The following is a 14,487-nucleotide window of genomic DNA, read 5'->3' on the forward strand; positions in this document are numbered from 1 at the left end:
GACTTGCATGAAGCATACACGGAAGCCGTCTGCCTTCATCAATGATATTCCGCTCAAATACAAGTTTTTGTTTATCTACTTACTGTGTGTTCTCGTCCCCATACTTAGTATCAACGCCCTTTTTTATGTACAGATCAGCCGCAACGTGGAAGTACGGGAGCGGGAGAATCTGGGGATTTCGGTAGACCGGGTGGTCTATGATCTGATGCAGATCGTGAATGAATGTGTGGCGATCAGCAATACGGTGGCCGCCGACCGCCCCTATATGGAGATGATGGATTACGCCTACCCGGATAATGAGGCGTATTATGATGCCTATAACGATTTTCTCAAGGACAAGCTGCTGCAGTACAGCAATCTGCACTCCTATATTCACTGGATGGGCGTCTATACGTCCAATCCGACGATCCAGAATGGCAGCAGCTATTTCATTCTGTCGGATAAGGATAAGCAGAGTGAATGGTACCGCCGGATCGCCGGCAGCGCAGACAAGGTACTGCTGACCTCTTATCAGGGAACCAATCCGCTGAATCCGCCGCAGCAGGAGGTGTTCGTCAGCCTGATCCGCAAGCTGGATAACTTTACGGGCCAGCCCTATGATAAGTATTTGCGGATTGATCTGCGGCTGAACAGTGTGCAGGAGCTGTTCCAGAAGGAGCGTGATTATCTGGACTTCAAGCTGCTGGATGAGAAGAACCGGATCGTGCTGGCCTCGGGTCGTTCCTTCTACTCAATGGATGCCAATGCCCTGCTGAATGCTGACATGAGTCTGGATCAGCCATCCAAGCAGATTGTCCGTACGCTCAGCAGTGCAGCCTATACCAAGGGCTGGCGGCTGGTCGGCACGCCGGAAGGCCGTGAGCCCAATTCCGAGATGAGCCGGGCACTCCGGCTGTCGCTCATTCTTGCCCTTTTGACCATCATCCTCCCTACCCTGCTCATGATTGTAATTATAAGGTCCTATAATCTGCGGGTCAGACTGCTGTACAAGCACATGAAGCTGGTCAAATACGAACAGTTCGAGAGCATTGATATGTATGAGGGTAAGGATGAGATCGGCGGACTGATTCGCAGCTTCAATCTCATGACCGGGAAAATCCGCAATCTGATCAATGATGTCTATAAGCTGGAGATTCAGAAGAAGGATCTGGAGCTTGAACGGGTACGGGCGGAGCTGAAATATCTGGAGAGCCAGGTAGACCCTCATTTCCTCTTCAATACGCTGAATGCCATATTGGTCATTTGCAAGAAATATAAGTATGAGCAAGTGACGGATGTCATCCGCAATCTGGCGCTGATTATGCGCAGGCTGCTAAGCTGGAAGGATGACCTTATTACTGTCGAGGAAGAAGTCTCTTTTATCGAGATGTATCTGCAGATTGAGAAGTTCCGCTTCCAGAACAGGTTCTCTTATGTGCTGGATATTGAGCCGGAGGTGCTGAACTGCCGGATTCCCAAGATGAGTATACAGGCACTGGTGGAGAATTCCTGCAAGCATGGCCTGCAGTCGGTCAAATGGGCAAGGGAAATTCATGTGTCCGCTGCGAGGGATGATGCAGGTCTCGTGATCGTAGTGACGGACAATGGCAAGGGAATCGAGAAGGAGAAGCTGGAATGGATCAGGTCCCATCTGGAGACGGAGCAGGATTCCGGGCACAATGTCGGGCTTCGCAATGTGTATAAACGTTTGATGCTGTACTTTGACGGCAGAGCCGTGTTCAACATTGAGAGCACCGAATATGAACAGACGGTCATTACCATCCGGATTCCTGAGGACTTGAGCCTGGTTCCAATAGGGGAGGGATCTCATGTATAAAGTGGTGCTTGCCGATGATGAAACCATTGCATTAGAAGGATTACGGACGCAGACGGATTGGGAGGAGCTGGGCTTCGAAATCTGCGGAGCCTGTGAGAATGGGGAAGAAGCGCTGGCTGCGATTATTCACAACTCGCCGGATCTGGTTATTACGGATATCCGTATGCCCGAGATTGACGGGCTGGAGCTGATAGGGCGCGTGCGCAGCCTGCAGATGGAGCAGCCGATCTTCATCGTGCTCAGCGGCTACGGTGAATTTGAATATGCCAGAACGGCCATTCGTTACGGGGTAAGGCACTATCTGCTGAAGCCGGTCGTTGAGGCTGAGTGGGACAAAATACTTACAGACATTACGGATGAGCTGGAGCTGCGCGTTAAGCAGAGGATGCAGCAGAGTATGCTGGAGAGCCGGCTGCTGCCGCTGGCGATTGCGCGCATGCTTGAGGGTCACTGGGCCGAGCCTGAAGAGGAGGCGGCCGAGCAGATGGACCGTCTGGATGAGACCGTCACGGGCTGGACGTATCTGCATGTGGAGGGCCATAGCAGCACTATCGCAGAGCTGTGCCGGGAGCTGGCCGGACCGGCAGGTGCCCTGTTCATTGACCTGCCCGGCGACCAGGCCGGACTGGTGGTGGAGAGCTCGGCCGGGGCGGCCGGGCTGGCGGAGCAGCTATATGCCGGGCTGACCACCAGCGGTGTGAAGGGCTCCGTCAGCATCGGGCCAAGTGTGCGGTCCCTGCGCGAGCTGCCTGTCTCCTACAGGGAAGCGGCAGGAGCTGCGGCCCGCCATTATTTCTATTCGGGCGGCTACGGTCCGCTGGATGCGGCAATTGAAGGCGAGGGTCAGGTGAATTACAATCTCCCGGCCACGGAGTTGATTGAGGAAATGATCAGCGCTGTGGAACGGCTGAATGAGCAGAAGGTTCTGGAGAAGCTGAACGAGATGTTCAGCATGTTCAAGGAGAACCGGACAGATCCGGGAGTCGTGCAGATGACGAGCATGGATATCATGCTGAGAAGCATGGAGCTGCTGAAGGAATTCGGCGGAGCGGATGATCCGTGGATCGGCTCGCTGGATTTTTTTCGAACGGAGCCCAAATCGCTGGAAGCCCTGCAGGCCACCCTGCAGAGCGCACTTATAACCTGTATGAATTCTATCCGGCAGCACAAGGAACGTAATTCCGAGCATCCGCTTATCCGCGTAGAATGCTTCTTGAGGGATCATTATTCCAGGCATTTGACTGTCAAAGAGGTTGCCGAGCATTTCTATATCAATCCGGTGTACCTGGGTCAGGCCTTCATCAAAAAGCACGGGATCAGCATTCTGGAGTACATTCACAATCTGCGTATTGAAGCAGCCAAGAAGCGTTTAATTGAAACTCACGACACCGTCAGAAGTATTGTGGAGAGTGTGGGGTATGTGCACTATCATCATTTCCTGAGAGAGTTCGAGAAGCGGACGGCACTTAAGCCGGTGGCATTCCGGGAACAGGCCCAATCTGAACAAGGCTAGGGTATCCATTTATTTATTAGGGTCCAAGTCTTTACTATGGTGATGGTAAACGCATTCAAATACGTTATGATAGAGATAGCTGTCCAAAAATAGCTATTCAATGGAGGTTAGAAAAGATGAAGCAAGCCAGCAGCGAAATTCCTGCATTACATGAAATGTTCCGGGATGCCTTCAAGATAGGGGCTGCCGTCAGTACTGGCATTATATCTGCTCAGGGTTCATTCATTGCCAAGCATTACAACAGCATTACTGCCGAGAATGAAATGAAGCCGGTAGAGGTTCAGCCGGAGGAAGGGAGCTATACCTTCGATGCTGCGGACCGTATCTTTGAATTCGCAGAGGCACATGGAATCGGCGTCCGGGGACATACACTTCTATGGCATAATCAGACAGGGGACTGGATGTTCCGGAATGCAGAGGGCGGCCCTTGCAGCCGGGAGGAATTACTGGCCCGCCTGCAGACTCACATCAATACGGTAGTGGGACGTTACCGGGGACGGGCCTACGCCTGGGATGTGGTGAATGAAGCGATTGAGGATAAATCCGATCAATATCTGCGGGAGACCCGCTGGCTGGAGATGATCGGCGAGGATTATCTCCACCAGGCTTTTGAGATGGCACATCAGGCGGACCCTGACGCGCTTCTGTTCTACAACGACTATAATGAGACCGATCCTGTCAAAAGTGTCAAAATCCACAAGCTGGTCCGCAGCCTGCTCGATCAGAATACGCCGATTCACGGGATTGGAATGCAGGGACATTGGAATATCTACGGCCCTTCCATTGAGGAAATCCGCAATGCGCTTAAGCTGTATGCATCGCTCGGGCTGAAGATTCACATTACCGAGCTGGATCTCTCCGTGTTCCGTCATGACGACAAACGCACGGATTTGAAAGCGCCAACAGCTGAGATGCTGAAGCTCCAGGAGGAGCGTTATGCGGAGATCTTCGCCCTTCTGCTGGAATTCAAAGATTCTATTGATTCGGTGACCTTCTGGGGTGTGGCCGATGATTATACCTGGCTGGACGGCTTCCCGGTCCGCGGACGCAAGAACTGGCCGTTCCTGTTCGACGAGCAGAAGCAGCCCAAGGCTTCATTCACACGGCTGGCCGGTCTGACGGCAACGCAATCCTAATATTATTGTAAGCTGGACACCTTATTATATCTGGAGGGAATCAAATGACAACTCAATTGAAGCAGGCTACAGGCAAGGTACCGCCAAGCGGCAATCCGCTGGTAGCACACAGATACGGAGCCGACCCTTATGCCCTGGTCTTCGGGGACAGAGTCTACCTGTATATGACCAACGACGCGCTGGAGTATGATGAGAGCGGCGTGGTGAAAGAGAATTCTTACAGCAGCATCAATACTATTACCGTCATCTCCTCCGCCGACCTGGTCAACTGGACCGATCATGGCGCGATTGCCGTGGCTGGACCGGAAGGCGCCGCGAAGTGGGCTACCCAGTCCTGGGCACCGGCAGCGGTTCATAAGGTGATTGGCGGCAAGGACCAGTTCTTCCTGTACTTCGCCAATAATGCCAGCGGGATTGGGGTTCTCTCCAGTGACAGTCCGGTGGGGCCATGGGTTGACCCTATCGGGGAAGCGCTGATTCTGCGCTCCACGCCTGGGGTGGAGGATGTGACCTGGCTGTTCGACCCGGCCGTTCTGGTCGATGACGACGGCAAGGGCTATATTTACTTCGGAGGCGGTGTCCCGGAAGGGCAGTTCGCAGAGCCGGGCACCGCCCGGGTGATGAGGCTGGGTGAGGATATGACCAGCGTAGTGGGTACTGCTGAAGTAATTCCAGCCCCGTTCATGTTCGAGGATGCCGGGATTCATAAGTGGAACGGTGTCTACTACTATACCTACTGCTCGAACTTCTATGACGGGGAACGCCCGGAGGGCAGCCCTCCGGCGGGAGAGATCGCCTATATGACGAGCGACAGTCCCATGGGTCCCTGGACTTATCAGTGGACGATCCTGAAGAATCCGGGGCATTTCTTCGGAGTCTCCGGGAACAACCACCATGCGGTGTTTGAATTTCATGACAGCTGGTATATTGCTTACCACGCCCAGACCTTGTCCAAGGCCCAAGGGATTGCCAACGGCTACCGCTCCACGCATCTTAACCGGCTGACTCATCATGAGGACGGTTCCATTCAGGAGATTCACGCGGACTATGAGGGCGTGCAGCAGCTTGGCACACTGAACCCGTATGAACGTATTCCGGCGGCAACGATGGGCTGGAGCGCAGGGGTGAAGTCCACATTCCTCACTGCCGGAGGAGAGCAGATCGTAACGGATATAGAGAATGGCGGCTGGATCGGATTATCCGGAGTGGACTTCGGAAGCCGGGGAGCAGAGACGTTCCAGGCTTCGGTTCTGGGACTTGAAGCCGGCGGTGTACTGGAGCTGCATCTCGATGACCCGGCTGGCCCGCTTGCCGGCAAGCTGTCCGTGCCTGCCGCGAACGGGGCAGAATGGACAGAATTGAAGACGGAGGTTCATGGAGCCGTAGGAGTGCATACACTCTATCTGGTATTCACGGGCGCGGACGGCAAGGGCTTGTTCAAGCTGGCAGCTTGGCAATTCACAGCAGAAGCATAACCAACCTCAAGGAGGCCAAGGCATTGAATACCGCTATCATTACCAATCCTGTGATGTGGGCAGATGTCCCGGATGTGGATGTCATCCGGGTCGGCCCTGTGTTCTATATGGTCAGCACCAGCATGCATTCCATGCCGGGCTGTCCGATTATGAAGTCGGAGAATCTGTACGACTGGGAAATCGTGAATTATGTCTATGACACCTTCGAGGATCATGAGGCCCACCGGCTGGAAGACGGCCGGGGGATATACGGCAGCGGCTCCTGGGCGGCTTCGCTCCGCTATAAGGATGGAGTCTACTATGTATGCTTCTCCTCCAATGATATGGACCAGTTCTATATCTACCGGACCGGAGATATTGAGCATGGGCCATGGGAGCGTTCGGTTATTCCGGGACTCCACCATGACCCGGCTCTGCTGCTGGACGAAGATAACCGCAATTATGTGATCTATGGCAACGGGGACATCCGGATTAAGGAGCTGACAGCGGATCTGACGGCTGTGAAGCCCGGCGGAACGGATCAGCTGCTGCTGGAAGGCGAACGGGAAGACATCGGTCTGCGGATTGAAGGCTGTCATGCGCACAAGCGGAACGGCTATTATTATCTGTTCTTCATTGAATGGCCGAGAACCGGCAACCAGCGCAGACGCCAGCTATGCTACCGTTCCCGGGAGCTGCTGGGTCCTTACGAGTGGAAGGTGGTTCTGGATGATGATCTGGGCTACCAGAATAACGGAGTCGCGCAAGGCGGCATTGTTGATACACCGGACGGCGACTGGTACGCGGTGCTGTTCCAGGATCATGGGGCTGTCGGACGGATTCCCTGCGTTCTTCCCGTAAGCTGGGAGCAGGATTGGCCGGTAATCGGGGAGAACGGTGCAGCGCCTAAAAGGTTCCAGACGAAGCTTCCTGCGGGAGAGCCGAAGCCGCTGGTAATCAGCGATGAGTTCGATTCTCCCAGCGGCCGGCTGGCGCTGAACTGGCAGTGGAACCATAATCCCGACAACGGGCTATGGTCGCTCACCGAGCGGCCGGGTTATCTGCGGCTGCGCACCGGACGCACAGCAGACAGTATCCTGCGGGCGCGCAATACGCTGACCCAGCGGACGGAGGGTCCGGCGTGCAGCGCGGAGACCCTGCTGGATCTCTCAGGGATGCAGACCGGCGACAGGGCAGGGATGGTTGCCCTGCAGAACGGATATGGGACGGTCGAGGCTGCCGCTTTGGAACAGGGAGGGTTCAACCTGAGCATGTGCGTCAACAGCGGTGACGGCTGCCCGCAGACGGTGGAGAGTATTCCGTTCACTGGCAACAGGCTGTATCTCAGAATCGACTTCAATTTCGAGGATAGCGTGGACCAGGCCCATTTCTTCTATTCGGCAGACGGGGCGGTCTGGAAGCCTATTGGCGGGACGCTGCATATGAAATATACGCTGGATCATTTCATGGGCTACCGGATTGGCTTGTTCAATTATGCAACCGTCTCCTCCGGCGGTTATGCCGATTTCGATTATTTCCATTACCGCAGGCAGGGCTAAGCCCGGGTCTTGAACCGGGTAGCATACACGCTTGGAGTCATGGACGTATTCTGTTTGAATATTCGTCCGAAATACGTCAGGTTGGAGAATCCGACCCGGAAGGCCACCTCCTGTATCGGATACTGGCGAAGCTGAAGCAGCCGGCAGGCTTCGTGCACCCGCAGCATGTTCACATATTCAATCAGGGTTTTTCCGGTGTTTTTCTTGAATAGGTGACAGAAATAGTTGGGGGTCACGCAGCAGATCCGGGCGGCTTCCTCCACCGTCAGCGGTTCATGGAAATGGTTGCTGAGATGAATCAGCAAGGGCTGGATACCTGTCTCCTGACGGTCTTTTTTGGAAGGCGGTGCTTTGAACTCTGCCAGGGGATAAGCAAGACCCAGGGAAGAGAACAACCCGCCTTTGATACATAATTCATAACCGGGGCTTTTGTTCTGATAGCTGTACACGATCTGTTCTATACAGGCTCTGATCCGCCGGGTAACCGGCTGGTCCGCACCATAGAAGGCGGGCAGCCGGATCTCGCCGGAGAGCAGCGGCCGGATGTGCTGAAGCTCGGTAAGATCTCTCATCCCGTTCAGCAGAGCTTCGTTATAGACGACCGCATACAGCTCACTGCCCTCTTCTGTAGGATAGGCCGCATGGATCTGGGGCCGGCTGACGAAGGCCAGCTCCCCCTCCATCAGTTCTCTGGAGCTAGGGCCGACCTGCACCCGGAAGCTGCCCTTGGTGATGAGAATCCATTCGAGATGGTCATGCCAATGAGGCGGAATAATGCTGCGGTCCGGGAAGCAGATATGAAATACATTGATGGGAAACAGGCCCTCGGGAATCTCCGTGTGCTCTTTTTGCCATGGATAAGGCTTGTCCTCGAAAGCTCCACTCATCCTAATCCCTCCACAAAAACGTAATATCGTATGATAGATGCGTACTTTCATGCGTAGTATCGCGGGTTCGCACTCTTTATACTGTGGTTGCAACCTTATTATAGAACTGTTGGAGGGATCGCGCTATGTTTCGTGAAGAGAATGGCAGACTGATCAGAGAATATGACCATGAGAGAGTCTGGATAGAGCCTTGGGGAGAGCATTCGCTGCGTATCCGGGCCTCCTATTCAGAGATCACCGATGAGCAGTGGGCGCTTCTGCCGGCAGAGCAGACCTCAAGCAAGATCACCATTACCAAGGAACGTTCGACTATCGTGAACGGAAATATCCGGGCGGAGATGACAGGCAAGGGCCAGATCTTCTTCTACAACCAGCATGGCAAGCTGTTGCTTAACGAAACGGAAGATACGTACCAGTTAAAATATGGAGGCAGAGAGCTTGCGGCCGTTCCCGGCAGCAGCGATTTCTCGGTGAAGCTCCGGCTAGAAGCGGACCCGTCAGAGAAGCTGTACGGCATGGGCCAATACCAGCATTCCTTCTTGAATCTGAAGGGCTGCTCGCTGGAGCTGACTCACCGCAACAGCCAGATCAGTATTCCGTTTGTGCTGTCAAGTGCCGGTTACGGGTTCCTATGGCATAATCCGGCCATCGGGCAGGCGCATTTCAGTCTGAATGTTACAGAATGGACAGCCCCGTCGTCCAAACAACTGGATTATTGGATCACTGCCGGTGATACGCCTGCCGAGATCGAGGAGGCTTACGCCAAGGCAACAGGAAAAGTTCCGATGATGCCGGATTACGGCATGGGCTTCTGGCAATGCAAGCTCCGCTACCGCACACAGGAGGAATTGCTGGAGGTAGCCAGAGAGCATAAACGGCGGAATCTGCCGATTGACGTTATCGTCATTGATTTCTTCCACTGGACGAATCAGGGGGACTGGAGATTCGATCCCGACTATTGGCCTGATCCCGAGGCGATGGTGCAGGAGCTGCAGGAGATGGGCATTGAGCTGATGGTCTCGGTATGGCCGACAGTGCAGACCGAGAGCGAGAATTATCAGGAGATGCTGGAGAAAGGGTATTTGCTCCGTTCGGACCGCGGGGTACGGACGCAATTTCAGTTTTTGGGCCAGAATGCCATCTTTGATGCGACCCATCCGGAAGCCCGCCAATTCCTGTGGGGACTGATCAAGCAGAATTATTATGACAAAGGCATCAAGGTCTTCTGGCTGGATGAGGCGGAGCCGGAGCTGACTGTCTATGACCATGATATTTACCGTTATCATATCGGCTCCAGCAAGCAGATCGGCAATCTCTATCCGGTCAAATACAGCCAGACCTTCTATGACGGAATGGCCGCTGAGGGACAGGAGAATATCATCAATCTGGTGCGTACCGCCTGGGCAGGCAGCCAGCGCTACGGCGCGCTCGTATGGTCGGGAGATATCCACTCCAGCTTCAAGGTTCTGGCGATTCAGGTGAGGGCCGGTCTGAACATGGCCGTGGCCGGCATTCCCTGGTGGACCACGGACATCGGCGGCTTCCACGGCGGCAATCCGGCAGATGCTTCGTTCCGTGAGCTGATGGTCCGCTGGTTCCAGTATGGCGCGTTCTCTCCGGTCTTCCGGCTGCATGGGGACCGTCAGCCTTTTGTTCCGCCAACCGGAACGCGGGGCGGAGGCGTGTGCGGCAGCGGCTCGGATAATGAAGTATGGAGCTACGGGGAAGAGGCCTATGCCATCTTCAAGGAATTCATGCAGATGAGAGAGCGGCTGAAGCCTTATATCCGGGGGCTCATGGAAGCAGCCCATGAGAAGGGGACGCCGCCTATGCGTCCATTGTTCTATGATTTCCCTCAGGACCCGGCAGCCTGGGATGTCGAAGACCAGTATATGTTCGGTCCTGATCTGCTGGTTGCCCCGGTGCTGAGCGAGGGTGAACGAGCGCGCAAGGTGTACCTGCCGTCCGGCGCAAGCTGGACCCATGTCTACAGCGGGGAGACCTTTGCCGGGGGACAGGCCGTCATGACCGATGCGCCGCTGGAGCAGATTCCGCTGTTTGTGCGTGATGATGCAGCGCTGCCGGTGCTGGGTGCGGCTGGAGAGTAAGTAACTCTTCACAGGCTCAAACTGTATAATTTAAACAGAACAGCGATTCTCCTGGTATAGGAGGGTCGCTGCTCTGTTATGTGGGCTAAATGTAATCGAAAAACCGAACACAATTGGGCTGTGAGCGCCTCGTAGGCCGAATGTAATCGAAAAACCGAACACATTGGACGTTGCGAGTGCGTGTGGGCCGAATGTAGGCGAAAAACCGAACATATTGGGCGGCGCTAGAGTTTGTGGGCTGAATGTATGCGAAAAACTGAACACATTGGGCGGCGCGAGTGTGCGTGGGCCGGATGTAAGCGAAAAACCGAACACATTGGGCGTTGCGAGTGCGTGTGGGCCGGATGTAAGCGAAAAACCGAACACATTGGACGTTGCGAGTGCCGCGTAGGCCGTGCGTTTATCGCATTGCCGGACGTATTTCCACAGAAAACTGAACACAATCGCAATGGGCTGGTGCGAAGTAGAGAGTTATTTACCCGCAGGGTGATTTTGTTATGGAATAGGACACTATTGCGGCTAAAGAAGCAGGGTATAGCCTTGACATGGGTTTTGCCTGCGCCTTTGACGGAAATAGTTGGAAATTCTCCACTTGCTGAGGAACGGAGGAGCCTTTGCCGGATAGCAGATGGATAAACAGCACTTAATTTGCTATAAATCTGCCGGAGTTGAGAAATGCGTGAAATTAAATGACATTTATCCAATTAATTCCTCCAAATGCTGCGGAACATCCAAATTAGGATACGTTTATCCAATTAATAATGCTGGGTGGATACTCCCCAGGATGCTCCCCAGGATGTTCCCCGTGGATAGTCTGACAGCTAATGTATTCCGGGAACGGTGAACTAACCCAACTAACCCAATCTAATTATGGTATGAATTCGTCTAGAGTTAGAGTAACTTATGAATTTGCGTACAGTTGGAGTAACGGTCTGTCTGCTCAGCCTCCACCCATCTAGGGAGCAGCCTAGTTCTCCTCCCGGGCGAAACCCATTTCCCTCCCATGGAGCAACGCAGTTCTCCTGCGGTGGAGCAACCTAGATCCCTTCCCATGGAGCAACGCAGATCTCCTGCAGTGAAGAAACCTAGTCCTCCTCCCGGCTCAGCGGCTCTTTGGAAGCCAGCTTCTCGCGGTAGGCCCGGGGGGAGAAGCCGGTAAGCTGCCGGAACTGGCGGCAGAAGTGCTCGACATTCGCATAGCCGCAGAGTGCGGCGATCTCGGCGATTTTGTGCTGGCCATAGCCGAGCCGCTCCTTGGCAAGCCGAATCCGGCAATGAATGACATCCTCCATGCAGGAGATCCCGAAGGTGGATTTGTAGATGGTCTGCAGGTAGCCGGTGCTGATATGCAGATGCGCAGCCATAGAGGACACTGTCCAAGGGTGGCCGGGGTTGCTGTAGAGCGTCTTGCGCAGCTCCAGAAGATTATAGTATTGCGGAGTCAGCTTGTCCTGGGACGCCTCGGACAGCTTATTGAACAAGAGCCGGAACAGGTAGTCAATGGATAGCTCACGGTAATCGTTCTGGAAGGAGTTCTCCAGCGTCAGCAGTTGAAACAGCTGGTGGCAATAGCCGGGGTCCGGCAGCGAGAATGGAGTACCGATCGGTAAGACGGTCTCTGTAATATAAGATTCATCCGCATCGAAACGCACCCAGTCATTCACATAATTCCGGGAGCAGGCGCGGTAATAGATGTTGTGCTTAGGCGGGTACAGAACAGCAGAGTGAGCAGGATACTCCTTAAGTTCTCCATTCACTTCGAACAGCGCCGGAGTCTGTGTCAGGAGAAGAAGCCAGGCATCCAGCCCTTCCGGTATGCTGTACACGAAATCATGCTGATGTGCAGCGTCGTATTCAACGTAGTGTATAGAGGGCATTGGCCTCCCCTTTCTTCGGATAGATCAATTAATGGACAGTAAATATCATTGTTAGAATCCCGGAGAATCTCTATAATTTATAGTGTATATTACGGGTGTAACTGAATTAAGACGGTCAGTATTACATTTCTGGTTATTAGAAATTATCAATATGAAGGAAGGTTATTGATTAATGATACCACAACCAAACGAAGATCGGAAACAGATCCTTTGCTATACAAGGCTGCCGCAGGAGGATATAGTCTACTCCACGAAGCTTGCCTACAGTATGCACTTGGCCTACAGCGAGGATGGGCTGCATTATCAGGCATTGAATCATAATTCGGGTGTTCTGTTCGCCAAGGCAACAGAGAATGAAGATGGCACACTCCGGGCCAAAAGCCTGAAGAATCCGTATCTATTCCATTTGGCTGACGGGAATTACGGCGTAATTGCTGTTCGTACGGAGGCAGACGGCGAAGCCGACGAACAGAGCAAGGGGAAGGTGCTGCTATTTTCCTCTGCGGATCTGCTGCAATACAGCGAGGTTGGACTGCTTGAGCTTAAGTCGGATACCGTTGTAAGCGATGTCTCCTGCACCTATGACCCGCAGCGAAGCGGTTACCTGATCCAATGGATAGATGAACAGGGTAAGGGGTATGAGAATTTCATCGCTGATGTGATGAGTCTCCGGAATGTCTCGGCACCGCAGGAAGCAGAGCCGTTCACTCTGGATACCGTGGATGCTGATATCGAAGGGATGCTGCCGCGCAATGTGATCTCTGTCTCCGCAGAGACCGGCCGCAGACTATTCTGCAAGCTTATGGTACCGGTGAACATAGCTATCGTAGTACCAGACCGTGTGAATGCGGCATCGGTGGAGGAAGTGGAGGCAGTCCGGGCAACAGCCTTATACAGTGATGGTACGCAGGCTACCAAAAGAGTTCATTGGAATACGGATGCCATCAACTGGGACGAGGCCGGAACCTACAGCATCTCCGGGAAGATTCATCAGGATCACTTTCCATTCCCGATTGCACTTAACCGTGCGGACCCCTGCATTGTAGGGTGGAAGGGAAGATATTATTTCATTGCGACCAATGATGCGGATAAGGAACATACGTTGTATATGAGGGAAGCCGATACAATTCCCGGGCTGGTGACAGCCGAGGAAGCCCTGATCCTCGATTCCTCCACGTATGAAGAGATTGGCGGCCTGCTGTGGGCGCCCGAATTCCATATCATTGAAGACGAGTTGTATATTTTCCATGCCGCAACACCCGGCGAGTTCTTCCATGAGGAATCGCATGTGATGAAGCTGAGCCCGGGCGGGAATCCCATGAGTGCTGAGGACTGGTCCAAGCCCTGCCGGGTAGTGAAGAAGGACGGCAGTTATCTGTGCGAGGCGGGCAAAACGATTTCTCTGGATATGACGGTCATCCGCTGGAACGGCCAGCTCTATGCCGCATGGTCGGAGCGTCAATTCCTGCCGGTCGATCTGGGAGCCTGGGTCTATATTGCCACGATTGACCCGCAGGAGCCGTGGAAGCTGACCAGTGATCCGGTGCTGCTGACCCGGCCGGATTACGGCTGGGCCAATAACCATACGTTCGTGGATGAAGGTCCCTTCGCACTGTACACCGATGACAAGCTGTATGTAACTTTTGCCAGCGCGGCGGTGGATGCCACCTATGTAGTCGGTCTGCTGACTGCAGATAAGGGGGCGGATCTGCTGGATATCAAGAGCTGGACCAAAGGCAATTATCCGCTGCTGACCTCCAGAAGTGTACCGGGGGAATACGGGCCGGGCCATAATTCCTACGTGACGGACGAGGATGGAGTCATCTGGAATGCCTATCATGCCAGACCGGAAATCGACGGACCGCGAAGCTCCGGCCTGCGCCGGGTGCATTTTGACATTGATGGCGCTCCGGTTCTGGATCTCACAGAGGATAAGGACCTGAATCCTGAACTGAAGCAGGTATCCATGGAAGTAATCGTAGGCTAGACTGCAGGTCTGGCTAACCGTACAAACGTCTCCCTGTAACCCAGGAACCCTTGACTCTTCGCATAGGCCGGGGTTCCTTTGTTTCGGAGTTGCCGTTAACACGGAGCAGACAACGCTATCAATCTACTAAAGCCATTCCTATAAATGGTA

9 protein-coding genes are annotated in these 14,487 nt (G+C 53.9%); 7 read left to right on the forward strand and 2 right to left on the reverse strand.

The window, feature by feature from the left end; translation table 11 throughout:
- The first annotated feature begins 7 nt into the window (after positions 1 to 7).
- The 5 genes from KDC22_RS12040 (at position 8) to KDC22_RS12060 (ending at position 7,478) form a co-directional block, all read left to right on the forward strand.
- The gene (locus KDC22_RS12040; RefSeq protein ID WP_211723186.1) at positions 8 to 1,816 is read left to right on the forward strand and encodes a sensor histidine kinase; all 1,809 of its coding nucleotides are present in this window, start codon (positions 8 to 10) and stop codon (positions 1,814 to 1,816) included.
- Positions 1,809 to 3,329 (forward strand): response regulator, encoded by a 1,521-nt coding sequence (locus tag KDC22_RS12045; RefSeq protein ID WP_211723187.1) that lies wholly within the window; start codon positions 1,809 to 1,811, stop codon positions 3,327 to 3,329. The genes KDC22_RS12040 and KDC22_RS12045 overlap by 8 nt, the downstream gene beginning before the upstream one ends.
- A 116-nt stretch (positions 3,330 to 3,445) precedes the next feature.
- Positions 3,446 to 4,465: an endo-1,4-beta-xylanase gene (locus KDC22_RS12050; RefSeq protein ID WP_211723188.1), complete on the forward strand. Its 1,020-nt coding sequence runs from the start codon at positions 3,446 to 3,448 to the stop codon at positions 4,463 to 4,465.
- Positions 4,466 to 4,509: 44 nt separating this feature from the next.
- Positions 4,510 to 5,940, forward strand: coding sequence for a glycoside hydrolase family 43 protein (locus tag KDC22_RS12055; protein ID WP_211723189.1), 1,431 nt, complete (start codon positions 4,510 to 4,512; stop codon positions 5,938 to 5,940).
- Between the two features lie 23 nt (positions 5,941 to 5,963).
- Positions 5,964 to 7,478 carry a glycoside hydrolase family 43 protein gene (locus KDC22_RS12060; RefSeq protein WP_211723190.1) on the forward strand — a complete coding sequence of 505 codons (1,515 nt, stop codon included), beginning with the start codon at positions 5,964 to 5,966 and terminating at the stop codon, positions 7,476 to 7,478.
- Here the strand turns inward: KDC22_RS12060 and KDC22_RS12065 are convergent.
- Positions 7,475 to 8,365, reverse strand: coding sequence for an AraC family transcriptional regulator (locus KDC22_RS12065; protein ID WP_211723191.1), 891 nt, complete (start codon positions 8,363 to 8,365; stop codon positions 7,475 to 7,477). The genes KDC22_RS12060 and KDC22_RS12065 overlap by 4 nt on opposite strands.
- A 125-nt stretch (positions 8,366 to 8,490) precedes the next feature.
- On the opposite strand from KDC22_RS12065, the gene KDC22_RS12070 reads away from it, so the two are divergent.
- The gene (locus KDC22_RS12070; protein WP_211723192.1) at positions 8,491 to 10,473 is read left to right on the forward strand and encodes a glycoside hydrolase family 31 protein; all 1,983 of its coding nucleotides are present in this window, start codon (positions 8,491 to 8,493) and stop codon (positions 10,471 to 10,473) included.
- A 1,085-nt stretch (positions 10,474 to 11,558) separates the two neighbouring features.
- Here KDC22_RS12070 and KDC22_RS12075 read toward each other — a convergent pair.
- A complete protein-coding gene (locus tag KDC22_RS12075) occupies positions 11,559 to 12,350 on the reverse strand; it encodes a helix-turn-helix transcriptional regulator (RefSeq protein WP_211723193.1) in 792 nt (263 codons plus the stop codon).
- Positions 12,351 to 12,522: 172 nt separating this feature from the next.
- On the opposite strand from KDC22_RS12075, the gene KDC22_RS12080 reads away from it, so the two are divergent.
- The gene (locus KDC22_RS12080; RefSeq protein ID WP_211723194.1) at positions 12,523 to 14,337 is read left to right on the forward strand and encodes a family 43 glycosylhydrolase; all 1,815 of its coding nucleotides are present in this window, start codon (positions 12,523 to 12,525) and stop codon (positions 14,335 to 14,337) included.
- Positions 14,338 to 14,487 lie beyond the last annotated feature (150 nt).

Origin of the sequence: Paenibacillus tritici, from assembly GCF_018207515.1 — a bacterium.
Lineage (GTDB): Bacteria > Bacillota > Bacilli > Paenibacillales > Paenibacillaceae > Paenibacillus_AQ > Paenibacillus_AQ tritici.